A 20,429-nucleotide genomic window follows, 5' to 3' on the forward strand; every position below is an offset into this window, starting at 1 on the left:
AAGTCAACTTTGTGCATGGCTTCACAAACGTCTAGCCTGAACGGGTCCCCACGTGCTCCGCGTTCGCCAGAACGCCTCTTCGAGAGGAGCCGGTGAGCAAGAGTGTCCGCCGACCCTGCACTGCGTCGAGAGATCCCCGACGCAACCGTCGCGCGGCTTCCCGAATACCTCCGAACCCTGTCCCGGCTCGCTGAGGACGGCGTCCTGTCGGTCTCCTCCGAAGAGCTCGCGGCAGAGGTCGGAGTGCGATCCGCCCAGCTGCGCAAGGACCTCAGCCACCTCGGCTCCTACGGCGTGCGAGGGGTCGGCTACGACGTCGAGACGCTGGCCCTCGAGATCTCCCGGGCACTCGGCCTCACCCAGGACTGGCCCGTGGCCATCGTCGGGATGGGCAACCTCGGACACGCGCTCGCCTCCTACTCCGGCTTCGTCACCAAGGGCTTCCGCATCGTCGGCCTCTACGACGACGACCCGGCCCTCACCGACGAGCGCATCGTCGGGGTGCCGATCCGGCCGCTGGCCGACCTGCGCGCCCACCACGCCGTCGACCCGATCGCCATCGGGGTCATCGCCACGCCCGCGCCGGCGGCCCAGGCCGTCTGCGACGCGCTGGTCGGCGCCGGCATCAGCTCGATCCTCAACTTCGCACCGGCCGTCCTGACGGTGCCCCACGGCGTCGACGTACGCCGCGTCGACCTCTCAACGGAGCTGCAGATCCTCGCCTTCCACGCCCAGCGCAAGTCCCTGGCCGCGGGTCACCTTCGTTCGGCGGTGCCTGCCCAGTGAGCCTGCTCGTCATCGGACTGTCCCACCACACGGCGCCGCTGGGCGTCCTCGAGGCGCTCTCCGAGCACCCCGACCGGGCCGAGGCCATCGCCTCCTCCGTGCTCGGGTCGGCCACGGCCACCGAGACCGTCGTGCTGTCCACGTGCAACCGCCTCGAGGTCTACGCCTCCGTGCCGGCCTTCCACCCCGCCGTGGCCGCCATCGGCGAGGCGCTCGCCGTCGCGGCGGGCATCGAGGCGCCGGAGTCCGGGCGTCCGGCGGCCGAGCTGGCGCCGAGCGACCCGCGGTCGGCACTCGCCGCGCGGGCCGAGGCCCTCGCCGACCACCTCTACGTCCGCTACGACGACGCCGCGGTGGCCCACGCGTTCACGGTCGCCTGCGGCCTCGACTCCATGGCCGTCGGTGAGGCGCAGATCCTCGGCCAGATGCGGGACGCGCTGTCCGGGGCCCAGAGCCGCGGCCAGGTGGGCGAGTCGCTCAACTCCCTCTTCCAGGGGGCGCTGCGGGTCGGCAAGCGGGCCCACACCGACACCGACATCGACCAGCACAGCGTCTCGCTCGTTCAGATCGCGCTCGAGGAGGCCTCCTCGGTGCTCGGGCCGCTCGACGGGGCGTCGGCGGCCGTCGTCGGGGCCGGCGGCATGAGCGGCCTCGCGGCGGCCACGGCCCGTCGCCAGGGGATCAGCTCGCTCACCATCGTCAACCGCACCCCCGACCGGGCCGAGCGCCTCGCCGCCGCCACGTCGGGCGTGGCCCGCCCCTGGGCTGAGCTGGCCGACGTCGTCGCGCAGAGCGACCTCGTCATCTCGTGCACCGGCGCGGTCGGCCACGTCATCACGGCCGACCTGCTCGCCGAGAGCACAGCCCGCCGCGGCGGCCGTCCCCAGATGGTCATCGACCTGGCCCTGCCCCGCGACGTCCAGCCCGTCGACTCCTGGGACCGCGAGATCCCTGGCGTCACCCTCGTGGACCTGCAGGCCCTCGGGCTGCTCCTCGAGGGCCGCGCCGACACCACCGAGGTCGTCCGCGTGCGCGACCTCGTCACGGGCGAGGTCGCCGACTACCTCACCCGTCGCATGGAGAAGTCCGTGGCGCCCACGGTCGCCGCGCTGCGTGCGCGGGCCGCGGCGCTCGTGGCGTCCGAGATGGACCGGCTCGACCAGCGGGTGCCCGGGCTCGACGCGTCGACCCGCGCCGAGGTGGCCCTGGCGGTGCACCGCATCGTCGAGAAGCTGCTGCACACGCCGACCAGGCGCGTGAAGGAGTTCGCCATGGAGGGCAGCGGCGACGACTACGCAGCAGCCCTGCGCGAGCTCTTCGACCTCGAGCCCAAGGACATCGCCAACGTGTCCGCCCCGCCGAAGCGGGCGCAGCCGTGACCGCCCTGCGCCTCGGCACCCGCCGTTCCGCCCTCGCCACCACCCAGTCCGGGTGGGTGGCCGACCGGCTGCGCGAGGCCGGGCACGAGGTCGAGCTGGTCGAGATCACGACCGAGGGCGACGTGTCGGGTGAGCTGCTCACCGCCATCGGCGGCACCGGGGTGTTCGCGGCCGCCATCCGCCGGGCCCTGCTCGACGGGCGCATCGACGTCGCCGTCCACTCGCTCAAGGACCTGCCGACCACCCCCGAGCCCGGGCTGGTCGTCGGCGCCGTCCCGGTCCGCGAGGACAGCCGCGACGTGCTCGTGGCCCGCGACGGCCTCACGCTCGGCGAGCTGCCGGCCGGCTCGGTGGTCGGCACCGGTTCACCGCGCCGCACGGCACAGCTGGCAGCGCTCGGTCTCGGTGTCCGGATTCGTCCGATCCGCGGAAACGTCGACACGAGAATCGGTCTGGTCGCCTCCGGCGCCGTCGATGCGGTGGTGCTGGCCCGCGCGGGACTGGCCCGCCTCGGCCGTCTCGACGAGGCCACGGAGGTCCTCGACCCGATCCAGATCTTGCCGGCGGCAGGCCAGGGTGCCCTCGCCGTGGAGTGCCGCTCCGACCGCCACGACGTCGTGTCGGCGGTCTCGGTCCTCGACGACCCCGACACCCGCGCGTGCGTCGTCGCCGAACGGTCGCTGCTGGCTGCGCTCGAGGCCGGTTGCACGGCCCCGATAGGCGCCCTCGCCGAGGTGGTCGAGGGTGACGACGGCCTCGAGCTGTCGCTGCGTGGCTTCGTCGGCAGTGAGGACGCGTCCGTCGAGCTGCGGCGCTCCCTGGTCGGCCCCTACGACGAGCCCGAGTCGCTCGGCCGGCGCCTCGCACAGATCCTGCTGGAGGACGGCGCCGCCGGCCTCGACATGACCGACCATCCGACGAGCGGCACCGGCGAGCCTGTCGCCGCCGACCCAGAACACGCCCCACGCCAAGCCCCACACCAACCGGAGCAAGTTTCGTGACTCCTTCATCGCAGCCGTCCGACCAGACGGCCTCGACCACCACCACCGCCACGACACCGGCCCAGGTCGCCTTCGTCGGCTCGGGGCCGGGCGACCCCGGCCTCATGACGCTGCGCGGCCGTGACCTGCTGGCCGCGGCCGACGTCGTGGTCCTCGACCGCATCGCTCGCGACGACGTCGTCCTCCAGCACGCCCGGCCCGACGTCGAGATCGTCGACGCCGGCCACGGCGAGCAGGGCCAGGAGCTGACCCAGGCGATGCGCGCCAAGATCGTCGTCAAGGCGGCGAAGTCCGTGGCCCCCGGGGGGCTCGTGGTGCGCCTCATGGACGGCGATCCCGCCACCTTCAACGGTCTCGTCGAGGAGGTGCGCGCCTGCCGCAAGGCCGGCATCACGTACGACGTCGTCCCGGGCGTCTCCGCGCTCACCGCCGGCCCCACGTATGCCGGTGTGCCCCTGACGTCGAAGTCCACCGGTGCCGTGCACGTGGTGGGCGTCGACTCCCCGGGGGTCGACTTCACCGGGTACGCCACCGACACCGACACCCTCGTGCTGCTGGGCACCACGGACGGCATCCGCTCGGCGCTGGAGGCGCTGCGCTCCGCGGGCCGTCCCGCCGAGTCCCTGGTCGCGCTGAGCGCGCGCGGCACCACGGTGCAGCAGACCTCGCTGGCCACGACCTTGGGGGAGGCCGCGTCGGTCTTCAGCGCCAAGGAGCCCCTCGAGGTCACGCTCGCCATCGTGTCGCCCAACGTCGAGCTGCGCGAGGAGTTCTCCTGGTTCGAGTCCAAGCCGCTGTTCGGCTGGCGGGTGCTCGTGCCACGCACGCAGGCGCAGGCCGGCTCCATGGTCGACCGTCTCGCCGCCTACGGCGCGACCGCCGACGTGGTGCCGACCATCTCGGTGGAGCCGCCGCGCACGCCGCAGCAGATGGAGAAGGCCGTCAAGGGCCTGGTCACCGGTCGCTACGAGTGGATCGGCTTCACGTCGGTCAACGCCGTGCGCGCCGTGCGTGAGCGCTTCGAGCAGTTCGGCCTCGACGCCCGCGCCTTCGCCGGTCTGAAGGTCGCCGCCGTCGGCGGCACCACCGCGGCCGCCCTGCGCGAGTGGGGCATCAACCCCGACCTGGTGCCCGCGGGCGAGCAGTCGGCTGCCGGCCTGCTCGAGGTGTGGCCCGAGTTCGACGAGGTGCTCGACCCGATCAACCGCGTGCTGCTCCCGCGCGCCGACATCGCCACCGAGACTCTCGTCGCCGGCCTGCGCGACATGGGCTGGGAGGTCGACGACGTCACCGCCTACCGCACCGTGCGTGCGGCGCCGCCGGCAGCGCACATCCGGGACGCGATCAAGGGCGGCGACTACGACGCCGTGCTCTTCACGTCCAGCTCGACGGTGCGCAACCTCGTCGGCATCGCCGGGAAGCCCCACGTCGCAACGGTGGTCGCCTGCATCGGCCCTGCCACGGCAAAGACCGCCCAGGAGCACGGCCTGCGCGTCGACGTCCTCGCGCCGGAGGCTTCGGCCCTCAGCCTCGTCGACGCCCTCGCGGGTCACGGCGTCGGCCTGGCCGTCGCGGCGGCAGAGGCCGGCCAGCCGGTGCAGCGGCCCAGTGACAAGCGGCCGGCCTCGCGCCGGCGCGCCCGCTGAGGGGCCGCGCGATGATCGAGCGTCCCCGCCGCCTGCGCCAGAACCCCGTCCTGCGGTCCCTCGTCGCGGAGACGCGGCTGCACCCGCGTGACCTCGTGCTGCCCGTCTTCGTCGCGGAGGGTCTCACCGAGCCGCGGCCGATCGACAGCATGCCCGGCGTCTCGCAGCACACCCTCGAGAGCGTCGTCGAGATCGCCCACCGCTGCGTGGCGGCCGGGCTCGGCGGGATCATGCTCTTCGGCGTCCCCCAGCACAAGGACGCCACGGGCTCGGGCGCGGTCGACCCTGACGGCATACTCAACGTCGCGCTGCGTGCCGTGCGCGAGGCCGTCGGCGACGACCTCGTCGTCATGGCCGACACGTGCCTCGACGAGTTCACCGACCACGGCCACTGCGGCGTCATCGACGAGCGCGGCCGCGTCGACAACGACGCGACCAACCTGCTCTACGCGGAGATGGCGGTGGCCCAGGCCCGCGCCGGCGCCCACGTCGTGGCGCCCTCCGGGATGATGGACGGCCAGGTCGCCGTCATCCGCGAGGCGCTCGACGCCGAGGGCTTCACCGACACGGTGATCCTCGCGTACTCCGCGAAGTACGCCTCGGCCTTCTTCGGCCCGTTCCGTGACGCCGTGCAGTCGAGTCTGCAGGGCGACCGCCGCACCTACCAGCAGGACGCCGCCAACATCGTGGAGTCGCTGCGCGAGATCGACCTCGACATCGCCGAGGGCGCCGACATGGTCATGGTCAAGCCGGCGATGTCCTACCTCGACGTGGTCGCCGCGGCGGCGGAGCGCTCGTCGGTGCCGGTCGCGGCCTACCAGGTCTCGGGGGAGTACTCCATGATCCAGGCGGCGGCCGCGAACGGGTGGATCGACCTGCGCACCGCGGCGCTGGAGTCGCTCGTCTCCATCCGCCGGGCGGGCGCCCACGTCGTGCTGACGTACTTCGCCCTCGACGTGCCCGGATGGATCGCCTGACAGCAACTACCATCTGTGACGTCACAGGAGGTTGACATGTCAGGTTCAGGGGAGCACTGCCACGACGGCGTGCGCTGGCTCAGCGACGCCGAACAGGCGTCGTGGCGTGCCATCCTGCGCGGCACGAGACTGCTCGAGCAGGCGCTCGACGATGCGCTGAACGACGCCGGCCTGCAGCTGAGCGAGTACGAGATCATCTCGATGCTCTCGGAGAGCCCGCACCACCGGCTGCGCATGTCCGAGCTCGCCGCCATGGTCGTGCAGTCACGCAGCCGCCTCACCCATACCGCCAAGCGCCTCGAGGACCGCGGCTGGGTGACCCGCGAGCAGTGCGCAGACGACAAGCGTGGCGTGGAGCTGGTGCTGACCGACGGTGGCCTCGACGCCGTTCGGACCATCTCGCAGGTGCACGTGCAGAGCGTGCGCGACAACCTCGTCGACATCATGGCGCCGGAGCAGTTCACGGCCATCGGGGACGCGATGGCGATCGTGCGCGACCACCTCGACCCGAACGCCGTCAGCGACCGCTGACCACCCGGCGCGGCATCGCCGGCGCCACGGTTGACACACTGGGGGCATGAGCTCGCAGCCCGTCCCCGTCCAGACCGACTCCGACGCCCCTGCGTCCGCCGCGCTCCTCGCGCGTGCCAGCGAGGTCATCCCGGGCGGGGTGAACTCTCCCGTGCGAGCCTTCCGCGCCGTCGGTGGGACCCCGCGCTTCATGGCCAGCGGGTCGGGGCCCTGGCTCACCGACGCGGACGGCAAGCGCTACGTCGACCTCATCTGCTCGTGGGGGCCGATGATCCTCGGCCACGCGCACCCCGACGTCGTCGCGGCGGTCACCGAGGCCGCAGCGAAGGGCTTCTCGTTCGGCACGCCCAGCGAGAACGAGGTGCGGCTCGCCGAGGAGATCGTGCGCCGTGTCGAGCCCGTCGACCAGGTGCGCCTCGTGAACTCCGGCACCGAGGCGACGATGTCGGCCATCCGCCTGGCCCGCGGCTTCACCGGCCGTGACGTCGTCGTGAAGTTCGCCGGCTGCTACCACGGCCACGTCGACGCGCTGCTGGCCTCGGCCGGCTCCGGGGTCGCGACGTTCGCGCTGCCCGACTCCGCCGGCGTCCCGCGCTCGAGCGCCGGCGAGACGATCGTGCTGCCCTACAACGACCTGTCCGCCGTCGAGGCGGCCTTCGCCGAGCGCGGCCACGAGATCGCCGCCGTCATCACCGAGGCGGCAGCCGGCAACATGGGCGTGGTCCCGCCGGCGCCCGGCTTCACCGAAGGCCTGCTGCGGATCACCAAGGAGCACGGCGCCCTGCTCGTCTCCGACGAGGTCATGACCGGGTTCCGCTGCAGCGCGTCGGGCTTCTACGGGCTGGAAGGTCCGTACGCCGCCGGCGCGCCAGACCTCTTCACGTTCGGGAAGGTCATGGGTGGCGGTTTCCCGACGGCCGCCTTCGGTGGCCGTGCCGACGTGATGGCCCTCCTCGCGCCGCAGGGGCCCGTCTACCAGGCCGGCACGCTCTCGGGTAACCCCGTGGCCTCCGCGGCGGGCCTCGCGACCCTGCAGGGGTGCACGCCCGAGGTCTACGCCCGGCTCGACGTCGTCGCCCACGCCATCGCCGACGCGGTCTCGAGCGAGCTGTCGGCGGCGTCCGTGCCGCACACCATCCAGTGGGCCGGATCGATGTTCTCGGTGTTCTTCCGCGACGGGGCCGTCACCGACTACGCCGACGCCAAGGACCAGGACGCGGACGCGTTCCGCCGGTTCTTCCACGCGATGCTGAGCCAGGGCGTGCACCTGCCGCCGAGCGCCTTCGAGTCGTGGTTCGTCTCCGCCTCGCACGACGACGAGGCCGTCGACCACGTCATCGCCGCCCTGCCCGCCGCGGCCCGCGCCGCCGCCACTCCGGACTGACGTCTCGGGCCGTCCGGGCTCAGTGGACGCTGGCGAGCAGCACCCCGACGCCCACGAACAGCCCGCCGAAGATGCGGTTGAGCGTGCGCTGCCCCGACTCCCGCTGGGTCAGACGACCCAGCCCCCGGGCGGCTGCCGCGAAGAAGAACCACATGATGACGACGTCGATCGCCACGATGGTCGCGGCCAGCACGACGTACTGCGGCAGCAGGGGCTGCTCGGGCCGGATGAACTGCGGCGTGAAGGCGAGGAAGAAGACCACGGCCTTCGGGTTGGTGAGGTTGACGAACAGGCCTCGTCGGAACATCGACCACGCCGGCTCACGGTGCACCTCGCCGACCTTCGCGGCGGCCGCGCGCGAGCGGAACTGCCGCACCCCGAGGAAGACGAGGTAGGCGGCGCCGACGTAGCGGATGACGTTGAAGAGCAGGGGCGAGTTCGCCACGAGCACGCCGACGCCGGCGGCGACCACCGCGATGTGGGCGAGCAGCGCGACCTGCTGCCCGAGGATGCCCCAGATCGAGCGGGTCCAGCCGGAGCCCAGCGAGTTGGCCATCGTGTTGACGGCGCCCGCACCCGGGGTCAGGGAGATGAGCGTCCCCGTTGCGACGAGGGTGAGCCAGAGCGACCATGACACGCGACGGAGTGTAGGTGCTCTGCGAGCGTGGGGAAGACGGCATCCACCCCCGGCGCCCGTGACCACCTCGGGCGGCGAGCGGCATACGGCCTCGAAGACGTCGTCGCACGTCACAGGGGGTGCACAGCCTCGGAGGCCGATTCGGTCCTGAGCAGCTCGTTTGAGAGACTGTCGACCATGGCTGAGAGCACCGGAGGGGCGGCGTCGGCCGCCGGCGACCTCACGGTCGTGCACCTCATGCGGCACGGCGAGGTCCACAACCCCCAGGGCGTGCTCTACGGCCGGCTCGACGGTTTCCATCTCTCGGAGCGGGGCCAGGAGATGGCCCGCCTCGTCGCCGCCCACCTCGAGAGCAACGACATCACGCACGTCGTCGCCTCGCCCCTCGAGCGGGCGCAGGAGACGGCCGCACCCGTCGCCGCCGACCACGGCCTCGAGATCACCACCGAGGCGAGGGTGATCGAGTCTGAGAACCGCTTCGAGGGCCGCAACGTCGACGTCTCGAGCCTGCTCCACCCCCGCAACTGGCACCTGTTCAGCAACGTCACCAAGCCGTCGTGGGGCGAGCCCTACGAGCAGATCGCCGCCCGGATGCTGGCGGCCATCGCCGACGCTCGCGAGGCCGCCCGCGGCCACGAGGCCGTCGTCGTGAGCCACCAGCTGCCCGTGTGGACGGTCCGCAACAAGCTCGAGGGCCGGCGCCTGTGGCACGACCCGCGCAAGCGCGAGTGCACCCTCGCGTCGCTGACCTCCCTGACCTATCGCGACGACGAGCTCCTCTCCATCACCTACTCCGAGCCGGCGGCCCGCCTGCTGGCACGGGCGAGCAGGAGCGTGGGCGCCTGATGCATCACCTCGACCGGCGCACCGCGTTGCGGTGGGGCGCCGCCGCGCTGGCCGCGGGTCTCGCGACCCTGACGGCCGCGTGCTCCTCCGACCCCAACTCCGTGGCCGACCAGGCCCGCGCGGGCGACCGCAAGGGCTACGTCGCCGGCGACGGGTCGATCGAGCAGCTCCCCGTCGCCGACCGCGGCCAGCCGGTGAAGCTCGAGGGGACGACCCTCGACGGCAAGCCGTGGAGCAGTGCCGACCGGTCCGGCACGGTGCTGGTGGTCAACGTGTGGGGCTCCTGGTGCCCGCCGTGCATCGAGGAGACCCCCGCCCTCCAGAAGGCGTGGGAGACCGTGCAGGCGAAGGGCAAGAAGGTCGAGTTCATCGGGCTCGACAAGCTCGAGGGGCCCGAGACCGGCCTCGCCTTCCTCAAGACCAACAAGGTGACCTACCCCTCGCTCGCCTACGACGGCGGCGTGCCCATCCTCGCGCTGCAGGGCAAGGCGTCCGCCACCCCGACGACGCTCGTGCTCGACGGCCAGGCCCGCATCGCGGCTCGCGTCTCGGGTCCCGTCGACACCACCACGCTGCTGGGCCTGATCGACGACGTCCTCACCGAGAAGGCCTGAGGCCGTCATGGGTTCGGAGCTCGCCACCGGATCGCTGCTCGTCGCCGGGCTCGTCGCCCTGGTGGCCGGCTTCGTCTCCTTCGCCTCGCCTTGCGTGCTCCCCCTCGTCCCGGGCTTCCTGGGCTACGTCACCGGCCTGTCGGAGGTCTCCCTCGAGAAGCGCTCGCGCGGCCGGCTCGTCCTCGGGGCCCTGCTCTTCGTGCTCGGCTTCACCGTCGTCTTCCTGGTCGCTGCGGCCGCCGTCTCGGCCGTCGGGCTGGCCTTCCGCGAGCACCAGAGCCTGCTGCTGCGCATCGGTGGCGCCGTCGTGCTCGTGATGGGCGTGCTCTTCCTGGGGGTCGGGCGCTCGTATGCCGTCCCGGTCAGCTGGCGACCACGGGCAGGTCTCGCCGGGGCGCCACTGCTCGGCGCCGCCTTCGCGATCGGATGGTCGCCGTGCATGGGCCCGACGCTCGGCGCGATCCAGGCCATGGCGGCGCCGATCTCGGCCGCCTCCGGCTCCATCGGGCGCGGGCTGGCGCTGGCCGCCGTCTACTCCATCGGCCTCGGGTTGCCCTTCGTGCTCATGGCGGCGCTCTGGGAGCGCGCCGGCTCCGCCAGCCAGTGGCTGCGGGAGCACCGCCGCGCGCTCCAGACCGTCGGAGGCGTCCTGCTCGTCGGCGTGGGACTGCTGATGCTCACCGGCGTCTGGGAGGACGTCATCGTGTGGGTGCAGGTGCGTCTCGTGAACGGCTTCCAGGTGGCGATCTGACGTGAGTACCGATACCGACCCCACCACCGGAGACACCACCGGCAGCACTGCCGACCGGGGCACGCCCGCGACGAAGGACACCGAACGCATACGCAAGGGGATGCGTCCCGACCGGCAGGAGCCGACGCTGCCCACGCTCGGCGCCGTCGGGATGCTCCGCTGGGGATGGCGCCAGCTCACCAGCATGCGCACCGCCCTGTTCCTGCTCCTGATGCTCTCGATCGCCGCCGTGCCGGGGTCGATCTTCCCGCAGCGCAACATCGACTCCGGCCGGGTCGCCGACTACATCGCCCAGCACCAGACCAGCGCACCGTGGCTCGACCGGTTCGGCTTCTTCGACGTCTACTCCTCGCCGTGGTTCTCGGCGATCTACCTGCTGCTCTTCGTCTCGCTCGTCGGGTGCATCGTGCCGCGCACGAAGGTGCACCTGTCGGCGCTCCGGTCCACGCCTCCGCGAGCCCCCGCGCGGCTGCGCCGGCTCGACGAGCACGCCGAGGTCACGACCAGCCTCTCACCGGACGAGGCCCTCGCAGCCGCCCGTGAGGTGCTGAAGCGCAAGCGGTTCCGCCTTCACTCGCACGACGCCACGTCCGTCTCGGGGGAGTCCGGCTACCTGCGCGAGACCGGCAACCTGCTCTTCCACCTGGCCCTGACCGGCATCATCGTCGGCATGGCGGTCGGCCACCTCCTCGGCTGGCGCGGCGACGTCATCCTCGCCGAGGGCGACAAGTTCGCCTCCTCGGCCGGGACGTACAACACGATCGCGCCCGGCCCGTGGGTCGACAGCGAGACGCTCCCGCCCTTCGTCCTCTCCCTCGACAAGCTGCACGTGGAGTTCAACGAGGAACCGGGACGCAACTTCGGCAAGCCGCGGTTCTTCGACGCGCAGACGACGTTGCGCAGCGCGCCCGGTGCGCCGGCGTCGAGCCAGACGGTCTCGGTCAACCACCCGATCAGCGTCGACGGCGCCGACATCTTCCTGCTCGGCAACGGCTACACGCCGGTCATCACCGTGCGCGACGCCAAGGGCACCGTGCTCTACCACGAGGCGACACCCTTCCTGCCGCAGGACCCCAACTACCGGTCCGTCGGTGTCATCAAGGTCCCGTCGGCCTCGCCGAACCAGCTGGGCTTCACCGGGTTCTTCCTGCCGACCGCCGAGCCGACCTTCAGCAACGGGCCGATGTCGCTCTTCCCCGACGCCAACAATCCCGAGGTCGCGCTCTCGGTCTGGGAGGGCAACCTCTTCCCCGGTGGCGCCCCGCAGTCGGTCTACACCCTCAACACCGAGCAGATGAAGCAGGTGATGAAGACCGACGGCACCCCGATGCTCGTACGCCTGAAGCCGGGGGAGACCAAGCAGCTGCCCGGCGGGCGCGGCTCGATCACCTTCGACGCCGTCAAGCGGTTCGCAGGCCTGTCGGTGCGCACCGACCCGGGAGCGCCGATCAGCCTCGTGAGCGCGATCCTCGCCACCCTGGGCCTGATCCTCGGCCTCACCATCAAGCGCCGGCGCGTGTTCGTGCGCGTGCGCACCGTGGACGACAGCCTCGACAACGGGCTCGACAGCAGCCTCGACAGCCCTGCCGGTGCTCACCGGCGACCGGCTACCGTGGTCACCATCGGTGGCCTCTCCAAGGACTCCGACCCCGGGCTCGCCGCGATCGTCTCCGCGATCTCCACCGGCGTGCACGACCGCCATGCAGAACGGACCGACCGATCGTGAACCTCGCAGCCAACGCCAACGCGGCCCTCTACGCGTCGATGATCGTCTACACCCTGGCCATGCTGGCCTTCACGTGGCACCTGGCTGCGCGAGCGCCCAAGGTAGTCGACTCGAAGGTCGTGGCCGAGGCACCGGCACAGGAGCGCGAGCTCGTCGGCGCCGGCGGACCGCCCTCCACCGAGCGTCGCCCCGCGACCCCGTATGCGGCGGGGCCGGGCTTCGAGGAGAGCCTCAAGAGCCGCCAGCGCGGCAACATCGCGCTGATGCTCACCTACCTGGCGTCGGCGCTGCTCGTCGCGTCGGTGCTGATGCGCGGGCTGGCCGTCGGGCGACCGCCGTGGGGCAACATGTTCGAGTTCGCGACGGCCGCGGCTGCCGCGGTCGGCGCCGCCTACAGCGTGCTCGCCAAGCGCAACAGCTGGCAGTGGCTCGGCGTCTTCATCGTCACGCCGATCCTGCTCGTGCTCGGCCTGGCGCTCACGGTGCTCTACACCGAGGCCGGCGAGCTCATGCCGGCGCTCAAGTCGTACTGGCTCGCCATCCACGTCACCGTGGCCTTCCTCGCCGTCGCCTTCTTCACCCTCGCCTGCGCCGTCGGGCTGCTCTACCTCGTGCGCCTGCGCCGCGAGGAGAAGCCGCCGGCGAAGCCCAACTTCATCGAGTCCCTGCCGAGCTCGGCCTCGCTCGAGCGCACCGCCTACAGCCTCAACATGGTGGCGTTCATCCTCTGGACCTTCACCCTGATCGCCGGTGCCATCTGGGCCAAGCAGGCCTGGGGCTCGTACTGGCAGTGGGACCCCAAGGAGGTCTGGACCTTCGTCATCTGGACCGTCTACGCCGCCTACATGCACGGCCGCGCCACGGCGGGGGTCGACCACCGCAAGTCCATGCTCATCGCGCTCGCCGGCTACGTCGCGGTCATCATCAACTTCACGCTGGTCAACCTCGTGTCGACCTTCGTGGGCATGCACAACTACTCGGGCATGTGAGAAGGCAGTGATCTGACGTGGTCCGCTACTCCCTGCTCCGGATCCTGATCTTCTTCGGGTTCCTCCTGCTCTTCTGGCTCATCGGCCTGCGCGACAACCCCGTGCTCCTGCTGGGGGCCTCGGCGATCGCCTCCGCCGCCGCGTCGTACATCCTCCTGCGCGGTATGCGCGACCAGGTCACGGCGCGGCTCATGGAGCGCCACGAGGCCAGGCTGGAGGCCAAGCACCAGGTCGACCCGACGAGCGACGAGTACGCCGAGGACGCCGAGGACGAAGGCGCCGGCCGCCCTGCCGACGCCTCGCAGGAGCCTCGCAGCACCGACCGCTGAGCCTTGGCTCGCGCGTCCCATGGCTCGTGGCGTACGCGTGTGGCCGGCAGGGCACTCGACGCACCTCTAGGCCGGCGGCCCCTCAGGCCGGGATGCCGAGGCGGGCGGCGACGCGGGTCGCCGTGGCCGTGGCGTCGTCCCCGACGCCGAAGAGCAGCGACGACCGGCGCCGGCGCAGGAAGTGGACGCCGACGAAGTGCAGGTCGGGCGCCACGACGCTCTCGCCGTCGGCGTGCACCGGGAAGCCGTGCTCGTCGACGAGCCCCGGGATCTCGGCCCACTCGCTGTAACGCGAACGGAAACCCGTCGCCACGACGACCGCTCCGAAGCCGCGCAGGTCGAGCGCGATGGGCGCCGACGTGTCGAGCGGACTGGGCTCCGGGATCTCGGGCACGGCCACGCCCCGGTCGCGACAATGGGACTGGATGATGTCGCGCAGGAGCGCGAACCCGGCGTCACCGGCCGCGATGACGTCGGCGAGGTCCGGCGCGAAGCGCGCCGTGTACCCGTCGATCTGGGCGAGGTGCCCGACGAGACGCACCCCGAGCGCCGCGAGGGTCCGGTAGTGCAGGTCGTGGCCGCCGCCGGCGCCGGTGGCCTGGACGTTGGCGCCGTGCCGCGCTGCGGGGCTCGACAGCTGGTCAGGCGTCTGCTCGTAGAAGCCCGAGTCCATCAGCCACTCGAAGAGGTCGCGACCGCCGACCCGTCGCGGGAACCACGGAGCCCTCCCGCACGCCATGACGACGTCGCGCCCGGACAGCGCGAGCTCCTCGGCGATCTGGCACGCGCTCTGCCCGCTCCCCACCACGAGCACGGCGCCGTCGGGGAGCGAGTCCGTGTTGCGGTAGCCGAGGACGTCGATGCACGGGACGTCCGGCGAGAGCCCGGCCACGGCCGCCGGTCGGAGGGGCCGTTGGTAGGCGCCCGTGGCTACGACGACGACACGGCTGCGGACCGTCTCGTCGTCGGTGCGCAGCTCGAACGCCCCGTCGGCTCTGCGCAGTCGGTGCACGGGGACGCCCTCGCGCACCCGACCGAGCCGGCCGGCGTACGCCTTCAGGTGCCCGGCCACCTCCGTGCGGGTCATGAAGCCGCCGGGGTCGTCCCCGTCATAGGCCGCTCCCGGTAGGCGGACGGTGTGGTTCGGCCCGACGAGCGTGAAGCTGTCCCACCGGTCGAGCCACGACGACCCGGGCTCTCTCGCCTCGAGGACGACGTGGTCGACGCCACGCTGGTCCAGCTCGTGGCTCGTCGCGAGCCCCGCCTGACCGCCCCCGATGACGACGACGTCGATCTCCTCGACCACGCGTCCACCGTGGCACCTGCGACCGTCCCGGGCAGCGAAACGGTCTGAACGGCCGGTCGGTCAGGCGCGTCCGAGGGCGAGGCCGATCGCCAGCAGCAGCGACCAGGCGAGCAGGAACTGACCGGTGCCGGCCAGCGCCGGGATCAGCCCGCGCCCGGTGGCCCTGCCCACCACGGCCTGGACCGGCCGCACGACGAGCGGCGCAGCCAGCAGGGCGAGCAGCGCCCACGGCGAGGTGAAGGACGCCAGGCCGGTCATGACGAAGGCGACGGCGATGAGGGCCAGGTAGAAGACGCGGGTCGCCGGCTCGCCCATCCGGACGGCGAGGGTGAGCTTGCCGTGCTGCCGGTCGGTGGGGACGTCGCGCAGGTTGTTGGCCACGAGGATCGCCGAGGAGAGCGAGCCGACTCCGATGGCGCCCCACCAGCCGGCGGCCGTGGGAGGCGTCATGGTGGCCATCGTGCCGAGCGTCGCCACGAGTCCGAAGAAGACGAAGACGAAGAGCTCGCCGAGGCCGAGGTAGCCGTAGGGGCGGGAGCCGCCGGTGTAGTACCACGCGGCGATGATGGCGGCCGCGCCGATCGGGATCATGATCCACAGCCCCGAGAGCCCGACGAGGGCCAGGCCCATCAGGCCGGCGAAGAAGAAGCAGGCGAAGGCTGCGAACTTGACGGAGCGGGGGGCCGCGAGGCGCTGGCCCACGAGCCGCACCGGCCCCACGCGGACCTCGTCGGTGCCGCGAATGCCGTCGGAGTAGTCGTTGGCGTAGTTCACCCCGACCTGCAGGGCGAGGGCGACGACAAGGGCGAGCACGGCATACGCCCAGACGACGTGACCGGTCTGGTAGGCGGCGCCGGTGCCGACGAGGATGGGGGAGACGGCGGCGGGCAGGGTGCGGGGGCGAGCGCCCTCGATCCACTGGGACAGGGTGGCCATGGGGTTCTCGGGGCGTCCTTCTACAGCTTGCGGAGGAAGTCGGGGTCGTCGTCGGGTCCGCGGGGTCCCGGCGGCTGCCGGCCCGGGCCGCGCGGCCCACGCGGCCCACGCGGTGCGCGCCGGGGACCGCCCCGGGCGTCGGTGCGCCCGGCCACGAGCCAGAAGACGGGCCCGACCACCGGGACGAGGGCCGCCAGGATCCACACCGCCTTGGGCATGATCCGCACCAGCCGCCGGTCGGTCTGCAGGCAGTCGACCACGGCGTAGATCGATGCGAAGACCACGAGGGCGACGAACGCGACGCGCAGCACGGTGATCTCCTTCGGCAGGTGGGGCACCCCCATCTTGCCACCGCTCAGGCGCGCTCTCCGACCCTCCGTCGGATGGCGGCGCGGTCGGGCTTGCCGGGGCCGCGCTGCGGGATCGCGTCGAGCACCGCCACCAGCCGCGGCAACGCGGTGTCTGGGAGTATGCCGCGAAGCCGCTCCCGGACCTCCCGCGTGGTGAGCGTGCGGCTCGGGTCCACCAGCGTCACTGCCGCGCACACGGACTCGCCCCACTCCGGGTCGGGCACGCCCAGCACGACGACGTCGAGGACGTCGTGCAGGTGGCGGCTGATCGCGTCCTCGACGACCCCGGGGTTGACCTTCAGGCCGCCGGTGTTGATGACGTCGTCGGCGCGGCCGTCGATGACGAGGTGGCCGTCGTCGTCGAGGTGCCCCAGGTCGTCGGTGCGGAACCAGCGCACGCCGTCGGGGTCGGTCGTGAAGGCGTCGCGGGTGAGTCCCGGCTCCCCGAGGTAGCCGTGGGCCAGGGTGTCGCCGCCGAGGACCACGTGGCGGTCGTTGTCGACGTGGACGCGACTGACCGGCAGCGGGACCCCGTCGTAGACACAGCCGCCGGCCGTCTCGCTCATCCCGTAGGTGAGGCTGAGGACGATCCCCAGCGCCCGGGCCCGCTCGACGAGGGCGCGGGGCGTGGCTGCACCGCCGACGAGCACGCCGTCGAAGGTGCGCAGGGCCTCGGCGCCGGCCCGGTCGTCGACGAGGCGTGAGAGCTGCGTGGGCACGAGGGCGGTGTAGCGGCGGGGCGCCGCCCGGGTCGGCCGCACCCGGCCGGCCGCCGCGGCGAAGCCCTCCACCGAGAAGCCGGCACCCAGGTCGAGCACGGTCGGGGTGACACCGGCGGCCAGCGAGCGCAGCAGGACCTGCAGGCCGGCGATGTGGTGCGCCGGCATGGCGAGCAGCCAGGCGCCACTGCCCCCGAGCACCTGGTGGGTGGCCCACGCCGACCGGTCGAGGGCCTCGGCCGTCAGCAGCGCGCGCTTGGGCCGACCGGTGGAACCGGAGGTCCCGATGGCGACCGCCAGCCCGTCGGGCAGGTCGGCCGGGTCGTGGGACGGCACGGTGGGCGGCGGGTCGCCGGCGGCATACGGCAGCACAGGGGCGTGGCCGCCCAGCGCGGCCTCGAGGGCGGGGAGCACGTCGAGGACGTCCGGTCCGGCGGGGATCGCGAGCGGGCGGGGGGAGGGGGCGGCCATCAGGCGGGTCTCGCTCTCGGTGGTGCGGTGGGCTCGGGTCGCCGGCGCTGCCGGGCCGCCATGACGACGGTCCAGAGGAGGACGGCGGCGCAGACCGGGAAGCCGATGTAGGGGTTGAGGGGCAGCACGATGCCGAGGGCGCCGCCGAGGACCCAGAGGACCTGCAGCATCGTCTCGGACCAGGCGAAGACCGACGTGCGGACGTTCTCGGGGACGTCGCGCTGCACGAGGGCGTCGAAGCACAGCTTGGACAGCTGCGCCGACAGGCCCTGGACGAAGCCGAGCAGGACGAGGGTCCAGACGCCGTACCAGATCCCGGTCGCGATGCAGCAGAGCGTGGCGGCGAGCACGGACACCATGGCGATGCGTTCGGGCCGCTGGTCGCGCACGACGTTGCCGAGGACGCTGCCCAGGCCGTTGCCGACGCCGATGGCCACCGCGACGAGGGCGAGGACGACCTCGCCGCGGATGCCGTCGATCGGGTGCTCCTTGGCGAGGAAGGCCAGGAACAGGATGAGGAAGCCGGTGAGCACCCGGGTGCCGCCGGTCGACCACAGGGCGTGCATCACCGGCCACGGGATCGCCTGCTTGCGCCGGCGGAAACGCCCGATCGGCCCGAGGGAGTCGACCGTCAGCGCGTCGCGGCCCGCGCCGACGCGGATCGGCACGGTGTCGTCGATCGAGAGCTCGCCGGCCGAGGAGTCGACGCGCGCCGGGAGGCGGATGGCCTGCACGGTGGCGAAGACGAAGACGGCGAATGCCACGCGCAGCGCCCAGGCCGGGCCGGCCAGCATCGCGAGACCACCGAGGGCGCCGCCGACCACCGCCCCGACGACGCCGGCCATGGAGACACGCGAGTTGGCCTTGACGAGGGTCGTGCCGGGCGGCAGCAGGCGTGGGACGGCGGCGGCCCGCGTGATCGTGTAGGCGCGTGAGGCCACCAGGCAGCCGAGCGCCGCCGGGAAGAGCCACGTGCTGTCGGTGCTGATGGCGTCGGCGAGCACCCAGCAGAGGAAGGCCCGGACGGCGAGGGTCGTGCCGATGGCCCAGCGCCGCCCGTGCGAGAAACGGTCGAGCAGGGGCCCGATCAGGGGCGCGACGAGGACGAAGGGCACCATCGTCAGCAGCAGGAAGGTGGCGACGCCGCTGCGGGCCTGCGCGGTCTGCGGGTTGAAGAACAGCGTGCCGGCCAAGGCGAGCGTCATGACGGTGTCGCCGGCCGTGTGGCTGCCGTGCAGCTCCGTCAACCGGGCCAGCCCGCTCTCCCCGGCACCGCCGGAGTGCGTGTACGCGTGCACCTTCGCCGCGGCGAAGCGCCCGGTGCGGGCGCTGGCCCGAGCCGTGCTGGAGGCGGCGCGACCGACACCCCGACCGAGACCGCGCCCCAGACCCCGAGCACGCCAGCCCGCCCTGGCGTGGCGGTCGTCGCTGGAGTGCACGGCAACATCCTGCCTCGTCACGGTGTCACCGGTGGCGGTGACGCGTCGGGCACCCGGCGAGGGCGGTCAGCGACGCCGGCGGGACGGCAGACGCAAGCGGTGCTCAGAAGTACCAGGGGAAGGGCGACCAGTCGGGCTCGCGCTTCTCGAGGAACTGGTCGCGACCCTCGACCGCCTCGTCGGTCATGTACGCGAGGCGGGTGGCCTCGCCGGCGAAGACCTGCTGGCCCATGAGGCCGTCGTCGGTGAGGTTGAAGGCGAACTTGAGCATGCGCTGGGCCTGGGGGCTCTTGCCCATGATCTCGGCCGCGACCTGCAGCGCCTCCTTCTCGAGGTCGGCGTGGTCGGCGACGAGGTTGACGGCGCCCATGCGCTGCATGTCCTCGGCGGAGTAGGTGCGCCCGAGGAAGAAGATCTCGCGGGCGAACTTCTGGCCGACCATCTTGGCGAGGTAGGCGCTGCCGTAGCCGGCGTCGAAGCTGCCCACGTCGGCGTCGGTCTGCTTGAACCGGGCGTGCTCGCGGCTGGCGATGGTGAGGTCGCAGACGACGTGGAGGGAGTGGCCGCCACCGGCCGCCCACCCGTTCACGACGGCGATGACGACCTTGGGCATGGTGCGGATGAGTCGCTGCACCTCGAGGATGTGCAGGCGGCCGCCCTGCGCCTTGACGCGCGCCTCGTCGACGGTGTCGGCGGTCTCCCCCTCGGCGTACTGGTAGCCGGAGCGGCCGCGGATGCGCTGGTCGCCGCCCGAGCAGAAGGCCCACTTGCCGTCTTTGGGGCTGGGCCCGTTGCCGGTGAGGAGCACGACGCCGACGTCGGGCGTCATCCGGGCGTGGTCGAGCGCGCGATAGAGCTCGTCGACGGTGTGGGGACGGAACGCGTTGAGCACCTCGGGCCGGTTGAACGCGATCCGCACGACCCCGGACTCGGCGTGCGGGCGGCCCGCCACGGGCTGGCGCCGGTGGTAGGTGATGTCGGTGAGGTCGAAGCCCTCGACCGGCGCCCACTCGCTCGGCTCGAAGATCTCGGACACGGCGTTCTGGCTCGGCTCGCTGCTCACGAGCCGACCCTATCCGCGCCCTTCCACCGGGTTAGGGTCGGCCGTATGCCGATCCCTCCCTACGTCGCCCACCTGCGCACGATGGTGGGTCGCGAGCTGCTCTGGATGCCGGGCGTGACGGCGGTCGTCCTGCGCCAGGGGCGGGGCGGCCTGGGCAGCCCGGACGAGGTGCTGCTGGTGCGGCGCTCCGACAACGGCGCCTGGACCCCCGTCACCGGCATCGTCGACCCGGGGGAGGAGCCGCACGTCACCGCGGTTCGCGAGGTGCAGGAGGAGGCGTGCGTCGTCGCCGAGGTGGAGCGGCTCGTGTGGGTCTCGACCACGCGGGTCGTGACCTACCCCAACGGTGACCGCGCGCAGTACGTCGACCACACCTTCCGCTGCCGCTGGCAGTCGGGAGAGCCCCGCCCCGGCGACGACGAGTCGACGGAGGCCGGCTGGTTCCCGCTCGACAGGCTGCCGCCCATGACGCAGTGGCACCGCGACCGCATCACGGTCGCCGTCGAGAACCCCACCGACGTCCGCCTCGGGGCCGCACCGTTCGAGTGA

Annotated in this window: 21 protein-coding genes; 14 read left to right on the forward strand and 7 right to left on the reverse strand. The window is 72.4% G+C overall.

The genetic code is table 11. The features are described 5' to 3' along the window. The first annotated feature begins 102 nt into the window (after positions 1-102). From ABD194_RS02400 to hemL, 7 genes are read left to right on the forward strand one after another with little or no spacing between them, the layout of a single operon-like run. Positions 103-786: a redox-sensing transcriptional repressor Rex gene (locus ABD194_RS02400; RefSeq protein WP_343986929.1), complete on the forward strand. Its 684-nt coding sequence runs from the start codon at positions 103-105 to the stop codon at positions 784-786. Then, a complete protein-coding gene (gene hemA, locus ABD194_RS02405) occupies positions 783-2,165 on the forward strand; it encodes a glutamyl-tRNA reductase (protein ID WP_343986932.1) in 1,383 nt (460 codons plus the stop codon). The genes ABD194_RS02400 and hemA overlap by 4 nt, the downstream gene beginning before the upstream one ends. After that, positions 2,162-3,166 (forward strand): hydroxymethylbilane synthase, encoded by a 1,005-nt coding sequence (gene hemC, locus ABD194_RS02410; RefSeq protein WP_343986935.1) that lies wholly within the window; start codon positions 2,162-2,164, stop codon positions 3,164-3,166. The genes hemA and hemC overlap by 4 nt, the downstream gene beginning before the upstream one ends. Further along, entirely contained in the window at positions 3,163-4,812 is a 1,650-nt protein-coding gene (locus ABD194_RS02415) for a bifunctional uroporphyrinogen-III C-methyltransferase/uroporphyrinogen-III synthase (protein WP_343986939.1), read from the forward strand. The genes hemC and ABD194_RS02415 overlap by 4 nt, the downstream gene beginning before the upstream one ends. A gap of 11 nt (positions 4,813-4,823) precedes the next feature. Then, the gene (hemB, locus tag ABD194_RS02420; protein ID WP_343986942.1) at positions 4,824-5,789 is read left to right on the forward strand and encodes a porphobilinogen synthase; all 966 of its coding nucleotides are present in this window, start codon (positions 4,824-4,826) and stop codon (positions 5,787-5,789) included. Between the two features lie 36 nt (positions 5,790-5,825). Beyond that, the gene (locus tag ABD194_RS02425; protein WP_343986945.1) at positions 5,826-6,320 is read left to right on the forward strand and encodes a MarR family winged helix-turn-helix transcriptional regulator; all 495 of its coding nucleotides are present in this window, start codon (positions 5,826-5,828) and stop codon (positions 6,318-6,320) included. 46 nt (positions 6,321-6,366) lie between these two features. After that, positions 6,367-7,704: a glutamate-1-semialdehyde 2,1-aminomutase gene (hemL, locus tag ABD194_RS02430; RefSeq protein WP_343986948.1), complete on the forward strand. Its 1,338-nt coding sequence runs from the start codon at positions 6,367-6,369 to the stop codon at positions 7,702-7,704. A 19-nt stretch (positions 7,705-7,723) separates the two neighbouring features. On the opposite strand, the gene ABD194_RS02435 is transcribed toward hemL, so the two are convergent. Further along, complete coding sequence (locus tag ABD194_RS02435; protein WP_343986952.1) at positions 7,724-8,341, reverse strand: LysE family transporter; 618 nt, start codon at positions 8,339-8,341, stop codon at positions 7,724-7,726. A gap of 177 nt (positions 8,342-8,518) precedes the next feature. On the opposite strand from ABD194_RS02435, the gene ABD194_RS02440 reads away from it, so the two are divergent. Genes ABD194_RS02440 through ABD194_RS02465 form a run of 6 tightly spaced genes read left to right on the forward strand, consistent with a single transcriptional unit; the run spans position 8,519 to position 13,596 of the window. After that, a complete protein-coding gene (locus ABD194_RS02440) occupies positions 8,519-9,187 on the forward strand; it encodes a histidine phosphatase family protein (protein ID WP_343986955.1) in 669 nt (222 codons plus the stop codon). After that, positions 9,187-9,801, forward strand: a complete 615-nt coding sequence (locus tag ABD194_RS02445; RefSeq protein ID WP_343986958.1) for a TlpA family protein disulfide reductase — start codon at positions 9,187-9,189, stop codon at positions 9,799-9,801. Before ABD194_RS02440 ends, ABD194_RS02445 begins: the two co-directional genes overlap by 1 nt. 7 nt (positions 9,802-9,808) lie before the next feature. Beyond that, positions 9,809-10,552 carry a cytochrome c biogenesis CcdA family protein gene (locus ABD194_RS02450; protein WP_343986961.1) on the forward strand — a complete coding sequence of 248 codons (744 nt, stop codon included), beginning with the start codon at positions 9,809-9,811 and terminating at the stop codon, positions 10,550-10,552. Between the two features lies 1 nt (position 10,553). Beyond that, positions 10,554-12,278, forward strand: a complete 1,725-nt coding sequence (resB, locus tag ABD194_RS02455; protein ID WP_343986964.1) for a cytochrome c biogenesis protein ResB — start codon at positions 10,554-10,556, stop codon at positions 12,276-12,278. Further along, positions 12,275-13,267 carry a c-type cytochrome biogenesis protein CcsB gene (ccsB, locus tag ABD194_RS02460; protein ID WP_343986967.1) on the forward strand — a complete coding sequence of 331 codons (993 nt, stop codon included), beginning with the start codon at positions 12,275-12,277 and terminating at the stop codon, positions 13,265-13,267. The genes resB and ccsB overlap by 4 nt, the downstream gene beginning before the upstream one ends. A 17-nt stretch (positions 13,268-13,284) precedes the next feature. Then, positions 13,285-13,596 (forward strand): DUF4229 domain-containing protein, encoded by a 312-nt coding sequence (locus ABD194_RS02465; protein ID WP_343986970.1) that lies wholly within the window; start codon positions 13,285-13,287, stop codon positions 13,594-13,596. A gap of 82 nt (positions 13,597-13,678) precedes the next feature. Here ABD194_RS02465 and ABD194_RS02470 read toward each other — a convergent pair whose 3' ends face one another. The 6 genes from ABD194_RS02470 to ABD194_RS02495 form a co-directional block, all read right to left on the reverse strand. Further along, positions 13,679-14,902, reverse strand: a complete 1,224-nt coding sequence (locus ABD194_RS02470; RefSeq protein WP_343986973.1) for a flavin-containing monooxygenase — start codon at positions 14,900-14,902, stop codon at positions 13,679-13,681. A gap of 60 nt (positions 14,903-14,962) precedes the next feature. After that, the gene (locus ABD194_RS02475) at positions 14,963-15,838 is read right to left on the reverse strand and encodes a 1,4-dihydroxy-2-naphthoate polyprenyltransferase (RefSeq protein ID WP_343986976.1); all 876 of its coding nucleotides are present in this window, start codon (positions 15,836-15,838) and stop codon (positions 14,963-14,965) included. A 20-nt stretch (positions 15,839-15,858) separates the two neighbouring features. Next, on the reverse strand, positions 15,859-16,182 hold the full coding sequence (locus ABD194_RS02480) for a PLD nuclease N-terminal domain-containing protein (protein ID WP_343986979.1): 324 nt from the start codon (positions 16,180-16,182) through the stop codon (positions 15,859-15,861). Positions 16,183-16,193: 11 nt separating this feature from the next. Next, entirely contained in the window at positions 16,194-17,378 is a 1,185-nt protein-coding gene (menE, locus tag ABD194_RS02485) for an o-succinylbenzoate--CoA ligase (protein WP_343986982.1), read from the reverse strand. Continuing rightward, positions 17,378-18,817 carry an MFS transporter gene (locus ABD194_RS02490; RefSeq protein WP_343986985.1) on the reverse strand — a complete coding sequence of 480 codons (1,440 nt, stop codon included), beginning with the start codon at positions 18,815-18,817 and terminating at the stop codon, positions 17,378-17,380. Before ABD194_RS02490 ends, menE begins: the two co-directional genes overlap by 1 nt. Positions 18,818-18,920: 103 nt before the next feature. After that, positions 18,921-19,880 carry a 1,4-dihydroxy-2-naphthoyl-CoA synthase gene (locus ABD194_RS02495; protein WP_343986988.1) on the reverse strand — a complete coding sequence of 320 codons (960 nt, stop codon included), beginning with the start codon at positions 19,878-19,880 and terminating at the stop codon, positions 18,921-18,923. Positions 19,881-19,925: 45 nt separating this feature from the next. Here ABD194_RS02495 and ABD194_RS02500 point away from each other — a divergent pair, with 45 nt between their 5' ends. Further along, positions 19,926-20,429, forward strand: a complete 504-nt coding sequence (locus tag ABD194_RS02500) for an NUDIX hydrolase (RefSeq protein ID WP_343986991.1) — start codon at positions 19,926-19,928, stop codon at positions 20,427-20,429.

The organism is Terrabacter terrae (assembly GCF_039529575.1).
Classification (GTDB): Bacteria; Actinomycetota; Actinomycetes; order Actinomycetales; family Dermatophilaceae; genus Terrabacter; species Terrabacter terrae.